The 20,113-nt window shown below is 63.1% G+C and carries 18 protein-coding genes and 5 tRNA genes; 8 read left to right on the forward strand and 15 right to left on the reverse strand.

Translation table 11 applies throughout. The features are described from left to right. The first annotated feature begins 81 nt into the window (after positions 1-81). The 3 genes from BMW76_RS09155 (at position 82) to aceA (ending at position 4,130) form a co-directional block, all read left to right on the forward strand. Positions 82-351: an acyl-CoA-binding protein gene (locus BMW76_RS09155; protein ID WP_090864962.1), complete on the forward strand. Its 270-nt coding sequence runs from the start codon at positions 82-84 to the stop codon at positions 349-351. Positions 352-753: 402 nt separating this feature from the next. After that, positions 754-2,430, forward strand: coding sequence for a DEAD/DEAH box helicase (locus tag BMW76_RS09160; protein WP_090864820.1), 1,677 nt, complete (start codon positions 754-756; stop codon positions 2,428-2,430). A 392-nt stretch (positions 2,431-2,822) separates the two neighbouring features. Beyond that, entirely contained in the window at positions 2,823-4,130 is a 1,308-nt protein-coding gene (gene aceA / locus BMW76_RS09165; RefSeq protein ID WP_090864821.1) for an isocitrate lyase, read from the forward strand. Between the two features lie 325 nt (positions 4,131-4,455). On the opposite strand, the gene BMW76_RS09170 is transcribed toward aceA, so the two are convergent. Continuing rightward, on the reverse strand, positions 4,456-4,890 hold the full coding sequence (locus BMW76_RS09170) for a universal stress protein (RefSeq protein WP_012400765.1): 435 nt from the start codon (positions 4,888-4,890) through the stop codon (positions 4,456-4,458). Between the two features lie 258 nt (positions 4,891-5,148). Continuing rightward, complete coding sequence (locus BMW76_RS09180; protein ID WP_087735403.1) at positions 5,149-6,051, reverse strand: LysR family transcriptional regulator; 903 nt, start codon at positions 6,049-6,051, stop codon at positions 5,149-5,151. Between the two features lie 153 nt (positions 6,052-6,204). On the opposite strand from BMW76_RS09180, the gene BMW76_RS09185 reads away from it, so the two are divergent. After that, a complete protein-coding gene (locus BMW76_RS09185; RefSeq protein ID WP_090864963.1) occupies positions 6,205-7,005 on the forward strand; it encodes a haloacid dehalogenase type II in 801 nt (266 codons plus the stop codon). Between the two features lie 82 nt (positions 7,006-7,087). Then, positions 7,088-8,686 (forward strand): malate synthase A, encoded by a 1,599-nt coding sequence (gene aceB / locus BMW76_RS09190; RefSeq protein ID WP_090864823.1) that lies wholly within the window; start codon positions 7,088-7,090, stop codon positions 8,684-8,686. A 196-nt stretch (positions 8,687-8,882) separates the two neighbouring features. Here aceB and BMW76_RS09195 read toward each other — a convergent pair whose 3' ends face one another. Continuing rightward, positions 8,883-9,290 carry a gamma-glutamylcyclotransferase family protein gene (locus tag BMW76_RS09195; RefSeq protein WP_090864824.1) on the reverse strand — a complete coding sequence of 136 codons (408 nt, stop codon included), beginning with the start codon at positions 9,288-9,290 and terminating at the stop codon, positions 8,883-8,885. A 47-nt stretch (positions 9,291-9,337) separates the two neighbouring features. Continuing rightward, on the reverse strand, positions 9,338-9,832 hold the full coding sequence (rraA, locus tag BMW76_RS09200; protein ID WP_090864825.1) for a ribonuclease E activity regulator RraA: 495 nt from the start codon (positions 9,830-9,832) through the stop codon (positions 9,338-9,340). Between the two features lie 180 nt (positions 9,833-10,012). Here rraA and BMW76_RS09205 point away from each other — a divergent pair, with 180 nt between their 5' ends. Beyond that, positions 10,013-10,900: an AraC family transcriptional regulator gene (locus BMW76_RS09205; RefSeq protein WP_090864826.1), complete on the forward strand. Its 888-nt coding sequence runs from the start codon at positions 10,013-10,015 to the stop codon at positions 10,898-10,900. 113 nt (positions 10,901-11,013) lie between these two features. Here BMW76_RS09205 and BMW76_RS09210 read toward each other — a convergent pair whose 3' ends face one another. The 7 genes from BMW76_RS09210 to gltX all read right to left on the reverse strand — a co-directional run bounded on the left by BMW76_RS09210 (position 11,014) and on the right by gltX (position 13,942). Then, complete coding sequence (locus tag BMW76_RS09210) at positions 11,014-11,478, reverse strand: GNAT family N-acetyltransferase (protein ID WP_090864827.1); 465 nt, start codon at positions 11,476-11,478, stop codon at positions 11,014-11,016. Positions 11,479-11,642: 164 nt separating this feature from the next. After that, a tRNA-Asp gene (locus BMW76_RS09215) sits at positions 11,643-11,719 on the reverse strand. Positions 11,720-11,798: 79 nt separating this feature from the next. After that, positions 11,799-11,874 (reverse strand) — tRNA-Glu (locus BMW76_RS09220). 66 nt (positions 11,875-11,940) lie between these two features. After that, positions 11,941-12,017: transfer RNA gene (locus tag BMW76_RS09225), tRNA-Asp, on the reverse strand. A 79-nt stretch (positions 12,018-12,096) separates the two neighbouring features. After that, a tRNA-Glu gene (locus BMW76_RS09230) sits at positions 12,097-12,172 on the reverse strand. A 143-nt stretch (positions 12,173-12,315) separates the two neighbouring features. Continuing rightward, positions 12,316-12,391: transfer RNA gene (locus BMW76_RS09235), tRNA-Ala, on the reverse strand. A 141-nt stretch (positions 12,392-12,532) separates the two neighbouring features. After that, a complete protein-coding gene (gene gltX, locus BMW76_RS09240; RefSeq protein WP_090864828.1) occupies positions 12,533-13,942 on the reverse strand; it encodes a glutamate--tRNA ligase in 1,410 nt (469 codons plus the stop codon). Between the two features lie 2 nt (positions 13,943-13,944). Between gltX and BMW76_RS41060 the strand changes: the two genes are divergently transcribed. Both BMW76_RS41060 and BMW76_RS09245 read left to right on the forward strand, forming a co-directional pair. Beyond that, positions 13,945-14,118 carry a hypothetical protein gene (locus BMW76_RS41060; RefSeq protein WP_177200339.1) on the forward strand — a complete coding sequence of 58 codons (174 nt, stop codon included), beginning with the start codon at positions 13,945-13,947 and terminating at the stop codon, positions 14,116-14,118. Between the two features lie 176 nt (positions 14,119-14,294). After that, positions 14,295-15,299: a patatin-like phospholipase family protein gene (locus tag BMW76_RS09245; RefSeq protein WP_245763161.1), complete on the forward strand. Its 1,005-nt coding sequence runs from the start codon at positions 14,295-14,297 to the stop codon at positions 15,297-15,299. A 156-nt stretch (positions 15,300-15,455) separates the two neighbouring features. Here the strand turns inward: BMW76_RS09245 and BMW76_RS09250 are convergent, their stop codons facing one another. The 4 genes from BMW76_RS09250 to BMW76_RS09265 all read right to left on the reverse strand — a co-directional run bounded on the left by BMW76_RS09250 (position 15,456) and on the right by BMW76_RS09265 (position 20,053). Further along, positions 15,456-16,127, reverse strand: a complete 672-nt coding sequence (locus BMW76_RS09250) for a C40 family peptidase (RefSeq protein ID WP_090864830.1) — start codon at positions 16,125-16,127, stop codon at positions 15,456-15,458. Between the two features lie 149 nt (positions 16,128-16,276). Next, the gene (locus tag BMW76_RS09255) at positions 16,277-17,881 is read right to left on the reverse strand and encodes an ABC transporter ATP-binding protein (RefSeq protein WP_090864964.1); all 1,605 of its coding nucleotides are present in this window, start codon (positions 17,879-17,881) and stop codon (positions 16,277-16,279) included. Between the two features lie 23 nt (positions 17,882-17,904). After that, entirely contained in the window at positions 17,905-19,011 is a 1,107-nt protein-coding gene (locus tag BMW76_RS09260) for an ABC transporter permease (RefSeq protein WP_090864831.1), read from the reverse strand. 1 nt (position 19,012) lies between these two features. Then, a complete protein-coding gene (locus BMW76_RS09265; protein WP_090864832.1) occupies positions 19,013-20,053 on the reverse strand; it encodes a microcin C ABC transporter permease YejB in 1,041 nt (346 codons plus the stop codon). Between the last annotated feature and the right edge of the window lie 60 nt (positions 20,054-20,113).

The following is a 20,113-nucleotide window of genomic DNA, read 5'->3' on the forward strand; positions in this document are numbered from 1 at the left end:
GCTCCAGCCTTAGCGGGCCGCGCGCCGGGTCTCGCTTGCTATGATCGACGCCCTATCTCGAAAAAAAGCATGGAGGATCTGATGAGCAACGTGGACGGTCTCTTCGCGAAGGCACAGGAAGACGTGAAGCAACTGCCGGAGCGTCCGGGCAACCTCACGCTGCTGCGCCTGTACGCGCTCTTCAAGCAGGCCACCGATGGCGACGTGCACGGCGACAAGCCCGGCTTCACCGATATCGTCGGCAAATACAAGTACGACGCCTGGGCCGCGCTGCAAGGCACCGCGCCCGACACGGCGAAACAGCAATATGTCGAACTCGTCGAGTCGCTCAGGAACGGCACCGCGGCTTGATCGATACTGCGATACCGGTAGAGCAAGCCGTCGATTCTTCCTACGAATCAACAGCTCTCATTGAGACGCGTCTTAATGGTGGCGCAGTGCAGCAAATATCGATATAATGCGGTCTGCGCTTCACCGCTTTGGCGGAAAGAAGCGCCTCGTAGCGTTTTGCTCCAATCCAGTTTAGAACCTGTCCCCTCCTGCAAGGCCCCCCACGGGCCGTCAAGTCCAGGCTGGCGGCAAGCCAATCCCGGCCTGTCGCATTCGATACAGCTTCTAACGAGAAACTCGCCTTCATTGTCGCGAGTTGCCCCCGTTTTTCGATTTGCTCGCTGCTTCTTTGCTCGCTGAATCCGACGACTTGGGTATGCCGATTGGCGCCGACGTGTTATTTCCCATGTTTCAAGGATTCTCATGACTTCGAGCAATACCTCCAGCCCGCTGAACGCCATCGCCGAACAAGCCCTCGGTCTCGACACGCCTGACACGGCCGTGCAAGCCCCCGAAGCTTCCGGCCCGACGTTCGCTGAGCTGGGTCTTTCGGCGGAGATCGTCTCCGCGCTGACGGCAGCCGGCTACAAGACGCCGACGCCCGTTCAGCAGCGCGCGATTCCCGCCGGCATCGCTGGCCGCGACCTTCTGGTGTCGAGCCCGACGGGTTCGGGCAAGACGGCTGCGTTCATGCTGCCCGCCATCGAGCGTTTCGCCCAGCTGCAAAAGACGCAACCCAATCAGCCGCGTGAGCCGCGCGAGAACAACGGCGGTGGCCGCGGCCGCCGTCCGATGCCCGTCGCGCGTCCCGGCCTGCTGGTCCTCACGCCGACTCGCGAACTCGCGATGCAGGTCACGACAGCCGCTTCGACCTACGGTAAGCACCTGCGCCGCCTGCGCACCGTCAGCATCCTGGGCGGTGTCGCGTATGGCCAGCAGCTGATGCTGCTCGCCAAGAACCCCGAAATTCTCGTCGCCACGCCGGGCCGTCTGCTCGACCATCTGGAGCGCGGCCGCATCGATCTGTCGCAGTTGCAGATGCTCGTGCTCGACGAAGCCGACCGCATGCTCGACATGGGCTTCATCGACGACATCGAGACAATCGTCGCCGCGACGCCCGCCACGCGCCAGACGATGCTGTTTTCGGCGACGCTCGACGGCAAGATCGGCTCGCTGACGGGCCGTCTGCTGAAGGATCCGGAGCGTATCGAGATCACGCAGCGCATCGAACAGCGCACGAACATCGCGCAGACCGTGCATTACGTGGACGACCGCGATCACAAGGATCGCCTGCTCGACCATCTGCTGCGCGACGCCGGCCTCGACCAGGCGATCGTCTTCACGGCGACCAAGAGCGACGCAGACATGCTGGCCGGCCGTCTCGCCGACGCAGGTTTCGAATCGGCTGCGCTGCACGGCGATCTGCCGCAAGGCGCGCGTAACCGTACGATTCGCGCGCTGCGCGAGCGTCGCGTGCGCGTGCTGGTTGCGACCGACGTCGCGGCTCGCGGTATCGACATCCCCGGCATCACGCACGTGTTCAACTACGACCTGCCGAAGTTCGCGGAAGACTACGTGCACCGTATCGGCCGCACGGGCCGCGCGGGCCGCTCGGGCATCGCAGTGAGCCTCGTGCATCACGCCGAACAGGGCGCGCTGAAGCGCATCGAGCGCTTCGTGCGCTCGCCCTTGCCCGTCAACGTGATCGCCGGCTTCGAGCCGCGCAAGGCGCCGCCGGCCAACGGCCGCGGCGGGTTCGGCGGCCGTGGCCGTCCGGGCGGAAACGGTAACGGCGGCCGGCGCTTCGGCGGCAAGCCGGGCTACGGCTCGCGCGACGGCAACGGCGGCGGCTATGGCGCACGTGAAGGCAACGGCGGCAATGGCGGCTACGGTGCTCGCGAAGGCGGCAATGGCGGCCGCAGCTGGGGCAACAGCCGTCCGGCAGGCGGCGGCTCGCGTGAAGGCGGCTACGGCTCTGGCTCGCGCGACGGTTATCGCAGCGAAGGCTACCGTGGCAACCGCGAAGGCGGCTATTCGCGTGACGGCGGCTTCGGTGCACGCCGCAACGACGGCCCGCGCAACTCGCGCCGGGGCGACTAAACCGCTCGCGTTTGGGCTCTCCAACGCCTGACAAGGCAGACGAGAATAGCCAGACATGAAGAACCGACGCCCCGGCGTCGGTTTTTTTACGTCCCGATCTACGTTTCACGATGCGAAAAATTTTTTTGCGTCGTAAAAAATCGTGCTGCGTAGCACAAGATCAGTTGTTGCAAGATGGAAAATTTCGTTTCTCAATACGGAATGAGAGACGCAAGTCATTGAAAAATAAACCATAAAAATCGCCGAAAAAGACTTGGTGATGTCTGTTCCGGTTGCGGCCTTTTGCCTAGACTCTTATATAAGACTTCACCCAACGAGATGCCCCCGGCAACCCTCGCTTCGTGGAAGTCACGAGTCCACCGCACCCCTCTTCAGGCAAAAAGGAGCACACCATGTCGCGTAACGAACAGGCAAAGCAACTTCAACAACAGTGGGAAACCGACAGCCGCTGGAAAGGCATCAAGCGCGGCTACACGGCGGAAGACGTCGTGCGCCTGCGCGGCTCGCTGCAGCCCGAGCACACGCTCGCGCGCCGCGGCGCCGAACGGCTGTGGAACGGCATGAAGGAAGAGCCGTTCGTCAACGCGCTCGGCGCGCTGACGGGCAACCAGGCGATGCAGCAGGTCAAGGCCGGCCTGAAGGCCATCTATCTGTCGGGCTGGCAGGTCGCCGGCGACGCCAACGTGGCAGGCGAAATGTACCCGGACCAGTCGCTGTATCCGGCGAACTCGGTGCCGCTCGTCGTGAAGCGCATCAACAACACGCTCACGCGCGCTGACCAGATCCAGTGGTCGGAAGGCAAGAATCCGGGCGACGAAGGCTATATCGACTATTTCGCGCCAATCGTCGCCGACGCCGAAGCCGGTTTCGGCGGCGTGCTGAACGCGTTCGAGCTGATGAAGGCGATGATCGAAGCGGGCGCGGCAGGCGTGCACTTCGAAGACCAACTCGCTTCCGTGAAGAAGTGCGGCCACATGGGCGGCAAGGTGCTCGTGCCGACGCGCGAGAACGTCGCGAAGCTGACAGCCGCGCGTCTCGCCGCCGACGTGTGCGGCGTGCCGACCGTGCTGATCGCGCGTACCGACGCGGAAGCCGCCGATCTGATCACGTCCGACGTCGACGATAACGACAAGCCTTTCCTCACGGGCGAGCGCACGATCGAAGGCTTCTTCCGTACGAAGCCGGGCCTCGAGCAGGCCGTTTCGCGCGGTCTCGCGTACGCGCCGTATGCCGATCTGATCTGGTGCGAGACGGGCAAGCCGGACCTCGAATACGCGAAGAAATTCGCCGAGGCGATCCACAAGGAGTTCCCCGGCAAGATGCTGTCGTACAACTGCTCGCCGTCGTTCAACTGGAAGAAGAATCTCGACGACGCGACGATCGCGAAGTTCCAGAAGGAACTCGGCGCGATGGGCTACAAGTTCCAGTTCATCACGCTCGCCGGCTTCCATGCGCTGAACTACTCGATGTTCAACCTCGCGCACGGCTATGCGCGCCAGCAGATGAGCGCATTCGTCGAACTCCAGCAGGCCGAGTTCGCGGCAGCCGAGAAGGGCTTCACGGCTGTGAAGCACCAGCGCGAAGTGGGCACGGGTTACTTCGATGCCGTCACTCAGACGGTCGAGCGCGAAGCATCGACGACGGCCCTGCACGGCTCGACGGAAGACGAGCAGTTCTTCGACAACAAGAAGGTCGCCTGAACGAGCTGATGTCAACGGCTTCAACGGCCGAAGATATGCGCCTTTCGCACGCAGCATCGTGAAAAACGGCCCCGTAGAGGGCCGCTTCCCTATCCGGTTCGGACGGCCGCCGAAGGCCGTCCGAATGCGGATGCGACGAACCTGAGAGATACAACACGGTAGCAAAGTCGGCACGCACCACGCGCCGATGCAAATTGGAAATACGCGCGCCGGCTATCCGCTGGCGCGCGTCCTTTCAGACATCCTGAGTCAAGACCGCGAACTTCGCGCACTGCCCGACAGAATGCCCCCGTTAAGCGCCAGGAACATGGGCAGACAACGCGCGCTATCGATAGACAATCACCGGAATTTTCGTATGTGTGAGCACGCGCTGCGTCTCGCTGCCGATCAGCAGACTGCCGAGTCCGCGCCGCCCATGCGACGCCATGAAGATCACATCGCAGCCGCCCTGCTCGGCCGCTTCGATGATGCCGAGATACGGCGATGGATGCACGCTCGTCTGGCTCGTGCATTCGACACCTGCGCCGCGCGCCGCCTCCTCGACCTCCTGCAGATGCTGACGCGCTTCGCGCTCGCTGCGGTCCTGAAAGTCGACGGGCGGTTCGATCACGACTTCCGAAAACGGCGAGTACGGATATTGCGGCAGGCACGCATACGCGGTGACGCGCGCGCCGACTGCCTGAGCGAGATCGATCGCGCCGTCGATCGCCTTTTTCGACAGGTCCGAGCCATCGGTCGGTACGAGGATGTGCTTGAACATGGTGCCCTCCGTCGTCGACTGCAGGTGCGGGAAACGCCCGGTCGCCGCTCGCCGCTTTGCATCGTCACGAGCACGTTGGCGCGTGTGCTCATGCGTCTGGAATGGACTGCGCCGCGCCGGCGGCGAAGCGGCGCGGCAGGCCGTCAAAACGATTGTAGTGCGCCGAAATGTCGTGCAACGGGCGCGTGCGGGCTTGTCCGCATATCGGAAACCCGCGCGGGCTCTGACGTTCAGCTTGCAGTCCGGCACACGCCGAAATCAGCCCCAATACGCCGGATCGCCGTAGGTATGCTTGAGAAAATCGAGGAAAAGTCGCACGCGCAACGGAAGATGACGCCGTTGCGGAAACACCGCATGAATGCCGATGGGCGGCGCGGCAAATTCGTCAAGCACGCTGACGAGGCGCCCCGCCGCGATATCCATGCCGACTTCCCACCACGAACGCCACGCGAGTCCGTAGCCTTCGAGACACCACTCGTGCAGCACCGCGCCGTCCGAGCATTCCATCGTGCCCGACACCTTGATCGTCACGACCTTGTCGCCCTGCTGGAACATCCAGCCGCGTTGCTGGTTCGCGCTCGCGCCGAGCGCGAGGCAGTTGTGATGCGCGAGATCCGCGAGCGTCTGCGGTGCAGGACGACGCGCCAGATAGGCGGGCGACGCGACGCAGACTCGCTTGTTCTCCCCCAGTCTCAACGACACCAGCGACGAATCGGGCAATTCTCCGAGCCGTATCGCGCAGTCGAATCCTTCGTTGACCAGATCGACCATGCGATCGGACAGATCGAGAGAAATCGTCACATCCGGATGCGCGACCGTGAACGTCGGCACGAGCGGCGCGACATGCCTGCGACCGAAACCAGCCGGCGCCGTCACGCGCAGATGGCCGCTCGCCTTCACGCCGCCTGCGGACACGCTGGCCTCGGCGTTCTGCATGTCGTGAATGATGCGCTGACAGTCTTCGAGAAACGCCGAGCCTTCGTAGGTCAACGTGATGCGGCGTGTCGTGCGCACGAGGAGCTTGACGCCGAGGCGCTCTTCGAGCGCGTCGATGCGGCGGCCGATGATCGCAGGCGCAACGCCTTCCGCCTGCGCGGCCCCGGACAGGCTGCCGCGCGCCGCGACGGTCACGAAAGTCTCGATTTGCTTGAAGCGGTCCATCTGCGAATGACTGCGCATCGATCGCGCACGAATTGGGTGATGCGCCTCAGATTAGGTTGGTGAAAGTAAAAGATCAAGTGATCTTTTGAGTCTTTTTAGGCATAAGTCGTCACGAATAGAATCGAACCCGACCTCTGAATGGAGCGCATGGCGATGTCGGCCGCAACGACACTCTTCCCCAAGGCAGTGATTTTCGATGCGTACGGCACGTTGTTCGACGTGCATTCCGTCGTCGCCGCGGCGGAGCAGATGTTCCCCGGCCGCGGCGATGCGCTGTCGCAGTTGTGGCGGCAAAAGCAGATCGAATACACGCAGTTGCGCACGCTGTCCGACCCTACCGGCGCGCACTACCAGCCGTTCTGGAACGTCACGCTCGACGCGCTGCGCTTCTCCGCGCGCAAGCTGGAACCCATGCTGAACGCGTCCGGCGAAAAGCGCCTGATGGACGAGTACGCATGCCTTTCGGCGTTTCCCGACGCGCTGCCCGCGCTGCGGCAGCTTCGCGGCATGCGCGCTGCCGGGGGCGTCGCGCAGATCGGTCTCGCGATCCTCTCGAACGGCAATCCGCAGATGCTCGACATCGCTGTCAAAAGCGCGGGCATGGCAGGCGTGTTCGACCACGTGCTCTCGGTAGATACCGTGCGCGCGTTCAAGCCGGCGCCCGCGAGCTACGCGCTCGGCACACAGACGTTCGGCGCGAACGCACGCGAGATCGTGTTCGTGTCGTCGAACGGCTGGGACGCGTGCGGCGCGAACTGGTTCGGCTACACAGTCTTCTGGCTCAACCGCCAGGGCTCGCCCGCCGAGGAATTGGGCGTCGCACCGCATGGAAGCGGCAGGAGCATGAGCGAACTGATTGCGTTTATCGACAACCTCACGTCATCTGAGAAAGCAGAGAAAGCCGGCATACGGGAGAAGAGCAGCAGCCGCGCGCGCCACAGCCCTGGCGCATGACGACACGCCCCGCCCCATTGAGACGACGCATTGCAATTGCATCAACAAGCATCTTTAAAAACTGACCGACCAAGGAGAAATCATGGCGAACACGCTGTCGCTGCCGCAGGGCATGACCATCACGGGCAAGATCAAGCCCGGATTCGAGACCATTCTCACGCCGCAAGCGCTCGAACTCGTCGCCAGCCTGCACCGCACGTTCGAGCCGCGCCGCCAGCAATTGCTGAAAGCGCGTGCCGAGCGCGCGAAACGTCTGGATGACGGCGAGCGCCCCGACTTTCTAGCGGAAACAAAGAGCATCCGCGAAGGCGACTGGACCATCGCGCCGCTGCCGCAGGATCTGCAATGCCGCCGCGTCGAGATCACGGGTCCCGTGGACCGCAAGATGATCATCAACGCGCTGAACTCGGGCGCGGACTCGTACATGACCGATTTCGAGGATTCGAACGCGCCGAGTTGGGACAACCAGATCACCGGTCACATCAATCTGAAAGAAGCCGTGCGCCGCACGATCTCGCTCGAGCAGAACGGCAAGTCGTACAGGCTGAACGACAAGATCGCGACGCTGATCGTGCGTCCGCGCGGCTGGCATCTCGACGAGAAGCACGTGAGCGTCGATGGCCAGCGTGTGTCGGGCGGCATCTTCGACTTCGCGCTGTTCCTGCATCACAACGCGAAAGAGCAACTGTCGCGAGGCACGGCCCCTTACTTCTATCTGCCGAAGATGGAAAGCCATCTCGAAGCGCGTCTGTGGAACGACATCTTCGTCGCCGCGCAGGAAGCCGTCGGCGTGCCGCGCGGCACGATTCGCGCAACCGTGCTGATCGAAACGATCCTGGCCGCGTTCGAAATGGATGAGATCCTGTACGAGCTGCGCGAACACAGTTCGGGTCTGAACGCAGGACGTTGGGACTACATCTTTTCGGCGATCAAGAAGTTCAAGAACGACAAGGACTTCTGCCTCGCGGATCGCTCGCAGATCACGATGACGGTGCCTTTCATGCGCGCCTATGCGCTGCAACTGCTGAAGACTTGCCACCGCCGCAACGCTCCGGCGATCGGCGGCATGAGCGCGCTGATTCCGATCAGGAACGACGCGGCCGCGAACGACAAGGCGATGGCCGGCGTGCGCTCCGATAAGGCGCGCGACGCGACGGACGGCTACGACGGCGGCTGGGTCGCGCATCCGGGTCTTGTGCCCATCGCGATGGAAGAGTTCGTCAAGGTGCTCGGCGACAAGCCGAACCAGATCGGCAAGCAGCGCGACGACGTGCAGGTGACGGGCAAGGACCTGCTCGACTTCCGCCCCGAAGCGCCCATCACAGAAGCGGGCCTGCGCTACAACATCAACGTCGGCGTTCACTACCTGGGCTCGTGGCTCGCAGGCAACGGTTGCGTGCCGATTCACAACCTGATGGAAGACGCGGCGACGGCGGAAATTTCGCGATCGCAGGTCTGGCAGTGGATTCGTTCGCCGAAGGGCAAACTCGACGACGGACGCAAGGTGACGGCCGATCTCGTGCGCGAACTGACGGCGCAGGAACTTGACAAGGTGAAAGCGGTGATCGCCGGCGATACGAAGCCCTACGATCGCGCTGCGCAAATCTTCGGTGAGATGTCGACGTCGGAGAACTTCACCGAATTTCTGACGCTGCCGCTTTACGAAGAACTCAGAGCATGACGATGCGTGCCGGACGGACAGCCGCCGTTAGCGGCCTTTTTACCCGGCGCGCGGCGCGATCGCTCGATGGTTGACCGACCGGGAATGGCCTGGCGGGCGTCATGCCTGCTGGGCCGTTCTTTTTTCGCCGACGCTTTCGCCGCTTCGAGTTTTACAGGCGGAATGCACACGCAACGAATGCCTGCGTCCCTTCCGGTCAACGCCCGTTCGAACGCCGGTGCGCAACCCAGTCGCCGGAACGAATCTCCGGCAATCCTTTGACCGCCTCGCGCTGCACCGGATAGTAGCGGCACGTGATGGGCGCGCCTTCGACCTCGACGGTCACTTCACGCGGCAAGAACAGCCCCTCGACACCCGGATAGACCTCCTCGATCTCATCGAGCACGGCGACCAGTCCGTCGTCGATTTCGTAGACATCCCCTTGCACGTGGATGCCCGCGTCATCGGGAACGAAACCCGGATACGCGCCGAAGTCGAAGAGACGCCCACGCACAGTGGCCGAACCGACCAGCGTGGGCGCTGCGATGTCGTTGCGCGCCGCCGCGGCGCCGATGTCGTTGATTTCGCCGGCACGCAGGGTGCCATACACAAAAACGTTTTGCATCCGTTCACTATCCTCGATCAAACCGGACTTGCGTGCCGACGTCGCAATCAGGCGAGCGATGCGCTCGCGACCAGTACGCCGTCGATATCTGCATAGATCCATTCGCCCGGACGCACCACTGAACCGGGCAGGCGCACGGGCATGTCGCGCTCGCCGCCGCCGCGTTTCTGGCTGCGCTGTGGATTCGTCGCGAGTGCAACGATGCCGATATTGCACTCGTTGAGTTCGAGCGCATCGCGCACGCAGCCGAACACGACAATGCCTGCCCAGCCGTTCTTCTCGCCGAGCTTGCCCAGGTTGCCGCCGACGAGCGCGCAACGCAGGCTGCCACCCCCGTCGATGACCAGCACGCGCCCTGCGCCTTTTTCTTCGAGCGTCGCGCGCACCAGCGTGTTGTCTTCGAATACCTTCAGCGTGACGGCCTCGCCGCCAAAACGCGCCGCGCGGCCAAAACGGTTGAATACGGGATCGAGCACGCGCAACGTGCCTGCGGCCAGCTGGTCTTCATGTGCATCGCACAGATCTGCGGTTGCGAAGTTCATAAGCGTCCCCTGTCGAAACGAATCCGGTGCATTATCCCGCGCCATTGTCACGATGTCCCATCGGCCGTTCGGCTAATGCCTTGGCGACGCGCCGGACCCTACAATGATATGCATCGCCTCGCCCGGCCCGCGCCGCCGGACAGCACCGCCGTCCAGCCCCGCAGTTGAGCCCATTACGTCATGACTGAAGCCGCCCGTTCAACCCAGCCCGCCGCCGCGAAAGCCCCGACCGAGCTATCGACACGCGTCGATTTCGCCGACATTCCGCCCGAATTCGCGCCAACGCCGACGCATCCCATCCGCGTGCGCTCGCGGCCGATGCCCGCAGGCGTGCGCATCGCGCGGCATACGCACGCGTGGGCGCAGGTCGCGTATGCGTCGCGCGGCGTGCTTCGCGTCGGCACGTTTGGCACCACGTGGATGGTGCCGCCGTCGCGCGCGATCTGGGTGCCGCCTTATGTGCTGCACGAAGTGGTGATCGTCGAAGATGCGTTTCTGCGCACGCTCTACGTGAACGAGGCGGCCGTGCCGGCAGGGCTGGATACATGCCGGGTCGTCGAGGTGTCCGGGCTGCTGCGTGAAGTGATCGCCGCACTCGATACGCCGGGTCTGCTGCCCGACCGCGAGCGACTGCTCGGCTCGCTCGCGCTCGATGAAATCACGCGCTCGGAGCCGCTGCCGCTGTCCGTACCGATGCCGACGGAAAAGCGTCTGCGCGCGTTATGCGAAGCGGTGCTCGCCGATCCCGCGAATGCCGGCTCGCTGGAGCGATGGGCGTCGACGGTCGGCGCGAGCACGCGCACGATCGCACGGCTCTTTCGGCAGGAACTGGGCGTGAGCTTTTCGCAATGGCGTCAGCAGGCCGTGCTCGCCCGCGCGATTCCATTGCTCAGCCAGGGGCGTCCGTTATCGCATGTCGCGCGCGAGTTGGGATATCAAAGCCAGAGCGCGTTTTCCGCGATGTTCAGGCGCGCGTTCGGAGAGAGTCCGCGGGCGTTTATGCTGCGCGGCGCGGAGCACCGGCGTGACGAGCCGGAGCGCGAAGAGGATGACGACGCTTCGGTGTGAGCGCGGACGAGGGCCGAACATCGATGTGAGTGCAGAACTCGACGGGTGACTGAACACGAGCGCGGATTACGCGATTCGTGATCGATCGACGCGATAGAGCGCCGCTGACACCCTCAAACGCGCCGCGCCATATGCCTGATCGAGCCCAGTTGCGCGAGACGCGGGCCCGCGAGCCGATAGCCCATCCGTTGATAGAGACGCGCGGCGGGATTGTCGACGAACACGCGCAGTTGAAGTTCAGAGAGCCCCCGCGCGCGCGCCCACCGATGCGACGTATTCAGCAGATACGTGCCCGCGCCGCGCCGCCGGTGACCTTCGGCAATCTGCACATCGCGTATGTGCAGCGAGTCACCCTCCTCGGTGATGCGTAGCACGCCGATACGTTCGCCGTCCACTTCGAGAATGAAGTTTTCCGACTCGCGCCAGCTCGCGAGAAACAGGTCGCTGCGCCACACGAGGTGATGGCGACGGTAATACCCGCCCATGTTGTTGCGCGTCAGCGCCTCGGCGAACTGGAAGTCGTCCATGCTGGCCTTGCGCAAGTAGAAGGGAGACGGATCGTCGGTCGGGTCGAGCATCGCGCGGAGACGAAAAGGTCGGTCCGCACAACGTTAAGACAGGCGGGACGCGCTGGCAATGGCTGTTTGCCCGACAGCGTTTGAGGCCGCATTGCAGACGCAGCAACATAGCTTGCGTGCAAAAACAAAAAAGCCCGCTGACGATTCAGCGGGCTTCATGTTTCTGGCGGAGCGGACGGGACTCGAACCCGCGACCCCCGGCGTGACAGGCCGGTATTCTAACCGACTGAACTACCGCTCCAGTCTTGCTACCTGACTTGCGAGCGTCGGTTAGCTTTCGCAAGCGCATCGCTTGACTCGCATCAAGCAACGCCAGTATCTGGCGTCCCCTAGGGGATTCGAACCCCTGTACTCACCGTGAAAGGGTGATGTCCTAGGCCTCTAGACGAAGGGGACAACGTACTTCACACACTACTGCTTATACCTTTAACGAAAAAGCCCGCTCACCGAACGGGCTTAATCTGGCGGAGTGGACGGGACTCGAACCCGCGACCCCCGGCGTGACAGGCCGGTATTCTAACCGACTGAACTACCACTCCAGTCTTGCTACCTGACTTGCGAGCGTCGGTTACTTCTCGCAAGCGCATCACTTGAACCTCATCAAGCAACGCCAGTATTTGGCGTCCCCTAGGGGATTCGAACCCCTGTACTCACCGTGAAAGGGTGATGTCCTAGGCCTCTAGACGAAGGGGACATAATCTTTACAGATCTGTCTCGTTCTTACCGCTAACTTCATTCATCAGCAGCGAAGACCGCCATTCTAACTGCTCTACTACTGCTTGTGAAGTCTTTTTTGCTACAACTTCCGGCTAACCGAAACGACTTCACTTGTTCTGATGGTGGAGGTAAGCGGGATCGAACCGCTGACCTCTTGCATGCCATGCAAGCGCTCTCCCAGCTGAGCTATACCCCCTTGCAGAACAGAAGCGAGATTGTAGAGACCAATTTTCGCTTTGTAAATACCTCTTGAGTCGATTCACGCAATTTTTTCGCGACGCCGCGTCGTACGTACGGCGCGGCATCTTCGACCCATTCAGCTATGACTGAACGAGGTTCACGCGAGCGCTTTTTCGATACGACTCACGACGACGTCGCGTCCGAACAGCATCAGCACGCTATCGATCGACGGCGTATGCGTCGTGCCTGCGACCAGCAGGCGCACGGGCATCGCGATCTGCGGCATCTTCAGCTTGTGCGCGCCGAGCGTCGCCTTCAATGCGGCGGCGATGCCCTCCTTCGTCCAGTCGCAGGTCTTCAACGCAGCGCCCAGATCGGCCAGCGCGGGGCGCACCGCGTCTGTCAGATGCTGCGCGAGCGCTTCGGCATCCGGTTGGGGCTCGCGATAGAACATCGCGGCGTTGTCCACGATCTCCTTCACCGTCGACGCGCGATCCTTCATCAGCGCAATCACGGCCGCGAGATCGGCGCCCTTTGCGAGCGTCGCTTCGTCGATCTCGAGCGCTGCGAAGAACGGCTTGCCCAGTTCAGCAAGGCGAGCGTTGTCCGCTTCCTTGATGTAGTGGTTGTTCAGCCAGTTGAGCTTGTTGTGGTCGTACTGCGCGGGCGACTTGCCCAGATGCTCGAGATCGAACCATTCGACGAACTGCTCGCGCGAGAAGATCTCGGCATCGCCGTGCGACCAGCCGAGCCGCGCGAGATAGTTCAGCACGGCCTCCGGCAGATAGCCCGCGTCGCGATAGCCCATCACGCTCATCGCGCCATGACGCTTGCTCATCTTTTCGCCCTGCTCGTTCAGCACCGTCGGCAGATGCGCATAGACGGGCGGCTCGGCGCCGAGCGCGCGCAGGATGTTGATCTGGCGCGGCGTGTTGTTGACGTGATCGTCGCCGCGAATTACGTGCGTGATCTTCATGTCGAGGTCGTCGACGACCACGCAGAAGTTATAGGTCGGCGTGCCGTCCGGACGCGCGATCACGAGATCGTCGAGCTCTTCGTTTGAAATCTCGACGCGCCCCTTCACCGCGTCGTCCCAGGCGACCACGCCCGTCAGCGGGTTGCGAAAGCGCAGCACGGGCTCGACGCCGGCGGGCGGCGTCGGCAGCACCTTGCCCGGCTCTGGACGCCACGTGCCGTCATACCGCGGCTTTTCGCCCGCAGCGCGCTGACGCTCGCGCAGCGCGTCGAGTTCTTCCGTCGACATGTAGCACGGATACGCGAGCCCCTGCTCCTGCATCTGCGCGAGCACCTCGCGGTAACGGTCCATGCGCTGCATCTGATAGAACGGGCCTTCGTCGTAGTCGAGGCCGAGCCATTGCATGCCTTCGAGGATCGCGTCGACGGACTGCTCGGTCGAGCGCTCGACGTCGGTGTCCTCGATACGCAGCACGAACACGCCCTTCATCTTGCGCGCGAACGCCCACGGGTACAGCGCGGAGCGGATGTTGCCCAGGTGAATGAAGCCGGTTGGGCTCGGTGCGAAGCGGGTACGAACGGGAGTGGTCATGTGTGGTAACTCGAAGGCGGACGCCGGCGCCGGCGGACATCGAAACCGGGCGCGGCAACGAAAACGGTTCGCGCCTGACACGGGCAACAGCAGCTGAAAACAACGGCTGGCTCAACGCGGACGCGATTGAAAAAGAGAGAGCCGAAATTATAACCGCCGATGGCATCTCCACCTGACCGCGCGCGCACAAAGGCTGGCGCAGAACACGTGACGCCGCATGGGTAGACGATTCCCTCGACCGACCCTCAACGGATTGTCGCCGCATGATCGCTTTGCATTATGATGTGCGCGCGCCGCTATCCGCATCGACGCAGCGCACTACGATCGCCATCGGCGATCATCTTTGCAAGACATGCGGCGCGACGCATTCACATGGACGCCGGCGCCGTCGCTGGAGAACTCGTTGAAACCGTCATCGCCACGTCTGTCCCGCCGCACTTTCTCGATTGCCGCGGCCTCCGCCGTCCTCTCCGCTTGCGCGTCGACGGGCAGCAAGCCTGAAAACGTCACGCCCACGCCGAGCACGGCATCGAACAGTCCTCTGCCACCCGTCATCAGACCGCAGCGACCGTTGCGCGTCGGGCTCGCGCTCGGCGGCGGCGCCGCGCGCGGCTTCGCGCACATCGGCGTGATCAAGGCGCTGGAGGCGCGCAACATCAAAATCGATCTGGTGTGCGGGACGAGCGCCGGATCGGTGGTCGGCGCGCTGTACGCATCGGGTCTGAACGGCTTCGCGCTCAACAAGCTGGCGCTCACGATGGACGAAGCATCGATCAGCGACTGGGCGATGCCGTTCCGCACCCGCGGCTTTCTGCAAGGCGTCGCGCTGCAGAACTATCTGAACCGCACGCTCGACAACCGCCCCATCGAAAAGATGGCGAAGCCGCTCGGCGTCGTCGCAACGGATCTGAAAACGGGCCAGCCGATTCTCTTTCAGCGCGGCAACACGGGCATCGCGGTGCGCGCGTCGTCGAGCGTGCCGTCAGTGTTCGAGCCGGTGAAGATCGGTGGCCACGAATACGTCGACGGGGGCCTCGTCAGCCCCGTGCCCGCCTCGTTCGCGCGCAAGATGGGCGCGGACTTCGTGATTGCCGTCGACATCTCCGCGCGGCCCGAAACGGCCGTCACGGAGAGTTCGTTCGATATCCTGATGCAGACGTTCACGATCATGGGTCAGACGATCAAGGCATACGAGCTCGACAAATACGCCGACGTCGTGATTCGTCCGAACCTGAATGCGATGAGCGGCACCGACTTTGGACAGCGGAACGCTGCGATACTCGCGGGCGAGGAAGCCGCTGCGCGCATCGCGCCCGAGTTGCTGAGCAAACTGGCGGCGGCACGCGCGACCGCCTGATCGAGGCCGCAAAGGGCGCCTGCTGCCGGATGCGGGCGCCAGTCACCGCCCTGCCCAGCTCTAGCAGGAAATCGCAAAACCGGAAAACAAAAAGGCCCGCTTCTTCCGAAGCGGGCCTTTTACAACAACTGGCTCACGAACCGATGGACGATCGCCTTAGTTACCGTTGCCGATCGTCGCGCTGACGCGCTGACGCAGTTCCTGCTGCTGGGGAACCGACGTCTCGATGCGACGCGCGCCCGTGAAGCGTTTTTCCCAGTAACCGCTATCCAGATCGTCGACGCGAATCGTGCTGCCCGTCGACGGCGAATGCACGAACTTGTTGTCGCCGATGTAGATGCCGACGTGCGAGAACGTGCGGCGCATCGTGTTGAAGAAGACGAGATCGCCCGGCTTCAGATCGGCGACGCGCACCTTCTCGCCGACGCGGCTCATCTCTTCGGCGCGGCGCGGCAGCGCCATGCCCAGCGTATCCTGGAACACGTAGCGGACGAACCCGCTGCAATCGAGGCCCGAATCGGGCGTATCGCCGCCCCAACGGTAGCGCACGCCGATCATGTTCAGCGCGCCGACGACGACGTCGCCTGCCTTGCCGGCAACGCCCGACAGAAACGAACGTGCACCGCTCTCGGAACTCGAGCTGCCGCTTTGCGTGGCTTGCGCGGTGAAGGAGACGGAATTCGACGCGGAACCGGTCGAATATGAGGCATTCTGGTTAAAGCTGCTTACTTCATCGGCAAAAGCGCCGGGAGCCGCGGCCATCAGTACGCCAATGAACATCCCGGCGACGACGCGCGTGCATGCCTGGGTTAGGTGTCGGTGCTGCATTGGTCTGGTGGTTGGTATCGGTTGTTGCAGTAGTTTTTGCCTGAAAATCAACAGGCTAGGAAAAAGTTTGGTCGATACTAGCCATTAAGTATTCACATGTCAAAACAAATAGAAAAATACAATGACTCGTCGCACCCAATTGGTGAATGTCAGCTCGTAAACGCCGCTTTCAAGAGCTTTCGCGTGTAAGGGTGGGTGGGTTCGGCAAAGATCCGCTCCACATCGCCCGACTCGACGACCGCCCCGTTTTGCATCACCGCGACCCGGTGCGCCATCGCCCCGATGACGGCCAGATCGTGGCTGATGAACACGAATCCCAAGTTGTATTTGCGTTGCAAACCGGCGAGCAGTTTCAACACCTGTTGCTGGATGGACACGTCCAGCGCGCTGGTCGGCTCGTCGAGAATCAGGATGCGCGGCTCGAGCACGAGCGCGCGCGCAATCGCAATGCGCTGGCGCTGCCCGCCCGAGAATTCGTGCGGATAACGATGCAGCGCCGTGCGGTCGATGCCGACTTCGCGCAGCACCGAGACCACCTTGTCGCGCCGCGCGTCGACGCCGAGCTGCGGCCGATGCAGCGCAAGCCCTTCGCCGACGATCCGCTCGATCGTCTGCCGCGGCGAAAGCGAACTAAAGGGATCTTGAAAGACCACTTGCATGTTCGAGCGCAATGCCGTCCGGTCACGCCCCCGGTAGCTTCCGAGCGCCCGGCCCTGAAACTCGATTGCGCCGTGCGCGGTGCGTTGCAGGCCGAGCAGCGCCATCGCGAGTGTCGATTTTCCCGAGCCGGATTCGCCAACGATGCCGAGCGTCTCGCCCTGCCGCACCGACACCGTCGCATCCGCGACAGCGCGAAAGCGGCCCGAGCGGAACCAGCCCGCGAAGCCGGGCAGCTTCGTCTTGAAGTCGACGCAGACATCGCGCGCATCGAGCAGCACGGGCGAAATGGGCAGCACGGGCACCGCCGTGCGTTCCGGACGGCTTTGCAACAGCCGTTGCGTGTAGGGATGCTGCGGCGACGTGAAGAGCGTCTCGACGGGTCCGCTTTCGACGAGCACGCCCTTCTCCATCACCGCGACGCGCTGCGCGAAGTGCCGCACGAGGTTCAGGTCGTGCGTGATCAGCAGCACGGCCATCCCGCGCTTTTCGGCTTCGTCGCGCTGGAGTTCCAGCAGCAACTCGACGATTTGCGCGCGGATCGTCACGTCGAGTGCCGTCGTCGGTTCGTCGGCAAGCAGCAGGCGCGGACGGCACGCGAGCGCCATTGCGATCATCGCACGCTGACGCTGCCCGCCCGACAGCTGATGCGGATAACTGTTCACCCGCTTGCCCGGCTCGGCGATGCCTGTGCGTTCGAGCAGCGCGATGGCGCGCTTGCGCGCCTCGCTGGCGGACACGCCGTCGTGCAGCACAATGGTCTCCGCGATCTGCTCGCCGATCGTGTACAGCGGATTAAGCGCCGTCATCGGCTCCTGGAAGATCATCGCGATGTCGGAGCCGCGCAGCCCGCGCATCTCGCGCTCGCTCTTCGCGAGCAGGTCTTCGCCATTGAAGCGGATCGTCCCGCTCGTCTGCGCGTCGTTCAGCAGACGCAGGATCGACAGTGCCGTCACGCTCTTGCCCGAGCCGGATTCGCCGACCAGCGCGACCCGCTCGCCGCGCGCGATCGCGAGCGACACATCGTTCACCGCGACCGTATCGCCGAATGTCACGCGCAGGTGTTCGAGTTCGAGCAGCGGCCCCTCGTTGTTCATCGGCGTGGCGCTGACTGATTCGCTCACTGATTGCCCCCTGCTTTCATTGCGTCGGAGATGCGCGTGTCGAGCGCGTTGCGCAGCGCGTCGCCCATGAACGTCAGCAGCAGCAGCGTCACGACGAGCACGCCGAACGTCGCTACCGAAATCCACCACGCGTCGAGATTCGCCTTGCCTTGTGCGAGCAGCTCACCGAGGCTCGGTGTCGGCGGCGGCACGCCGAGACCGAGAAAATCGAGGCTCGTCAGCGCGAGAATCGCGCCGCTCATCCGGAACGGCAGGAACGTGATGACGGGCGTGAGGCTGTTCGGCAGCACGTGCCGCCAGATGATCTGCCAGTTCGACAGCCCCATCGCGCGCGCGGCGCGCACATAGTCCTGCTGGCGGTTGCGCAGGAATTCGGCGCGCACGTAGTCGGACAACCCGATCCAGCCGAACAACGACAACAGCACGATCAGCAGGATGAAGCCAGGCTCGAAGATCGACGCGAAGATGATCAGCAGATACAGCTCGGGCAGCGCGCTCCAGATTTCGATCAGACGCTGGCCGATGATGTCCGTCTTGCCGCCGAAATAGCCCTGCACCGCGCCCGCCAGCACGCCGAGCACGGTCCCGATGAACGTCAGCACGAGCGCGAATTCGACCGACACGCGAAAGCCGTAGACGAGCCGCGCGAACAGATCGCGCCCGCGGTCGTCGGTGCCGAGCCAGTTGTCGCGTGAAGGCGGCGCCGGATTCGGCACCTTCGAGAAGTAGTTGAGCGTGTCGTAGTAGTACGGGTTCGGCGGATAGATCGCGAAGTTGCCGGGCGTGTCAAAGCGATGCCTGATGTACGGATCGAGATAATCGGCGGGCGTCGGAAAGTCGCCGCCGAACGTCGTCTCCGCATAGTCCTTCGCGAGCGGGAAATAGTAGTGGCCGCCGTAGTGCACGACGAGCGGCTTGTCGTTCGACCAGAGCGGCGCGGCAAGACTCGCCGCGAACGCGACGACGAACACGATCAGACTCCAGTAGCCAAGGCGCTGCTGCTTGAAGCGCAGCCACACGCGGCGCGCAGGCGTCGGCGACACGAATGCGCGCACTGGCTGCGCGCGCGACGAGACTTCGGCATCGGTACGAACACGGCTCAAATCAGCGCTCCAGTTGTTCGAATTGAATGCGTGGATCGACCCACACGTAGCAGAGATCGGAGATGAGCTTCGTCGCGAGCCCGATCAGCGTGAAGAGATACAGCGTGCCGAGCACGACGGGATAGTCGCGCCGCACCACCGATTCATACGACAGCAGTCCCAGGCCGTCGAGCGAGAACAGCGTTTCGATCAGCAGACTGCCCGTGAAGAACGCGCCGATGAACGCCGCGGGGAAACCCACGATCAGCGGCAACAGCGCGTTGCGAAACACGTGCTTCCACAATACGCGCCGCTCGGTCAGGCCTTTTGCGCGCGCCGTCAGCACGTATTGCTTGCGGATCTCGTCGAGAAAAGCGTTCTTCGTGAGCATCGTGACGACGGCAAAACTGCCGACGACCGACGCGACGATCGGCAACGCGATGTGCCACAGATAGTCGAAAATCTTGCCGAAGAAGCTCAACTGGTCCCAGTTGTCGGAGGTCAGGTTGCGCAGCGGAAACAGCTGCAAAAACGTGCCGCCGCCGAACAGCACGAGCAGCAGCACACCGAGCACGAAGCCGGGAATCGCGTAGCCGATCAATACGACGAGACTCGTCGCCATATCGAAGCGCGAGCCGTTGCGCACTGCTTTCGCGATGCCGAGCGGCACGGAGATCAGATACGTAAGGAAGAACGTCCACAGCCCAATGCTGATCGACACGGGCAGCTTCGACACGATCAGCGACCACACGCTCTGATGGCGGAAATAGCTCTGCCCCAGATCGAAGTGCGAGAAGCGCTTGAGCATCAGCCAGTAGCGCTCGAGCGGCGGCTTGTCGAAACCGTAGAGCGCCTTCAGCTGCGCGACCTGTTGCGCGTCGACGCCGCTATGCGCGCGCAGGCCGAACGGCGCACCGCCTTCGGCTGTATTGCGGCGAAGTTCGTGCACCGCCTGTTCGACGGGGCCGCCCGGCACGAACTGGATCACGGCGAAGGTCAGCGTCAGCACGCCGATCAACGTCGGAATCATCAACAGCAGACGTTTGAGGATATAGCTCCACATGGCGGCGGTCCGTTAGGCGTCGATCGGAAGAACGGCGCGTTGATCAAGAAGGCGTGATGT

This window comes from Paraburkholderia diazotrophica, assembly GCF_900108945.1.
In the GTDB taxonomy this organism is placed as follows: Bacteria; Pseudomonadota; Gammaproteobacteria; order Burkholderiales; family Burkholderiaceae; genus Paraburkholderia; species Paraburkholderia diazotrophica.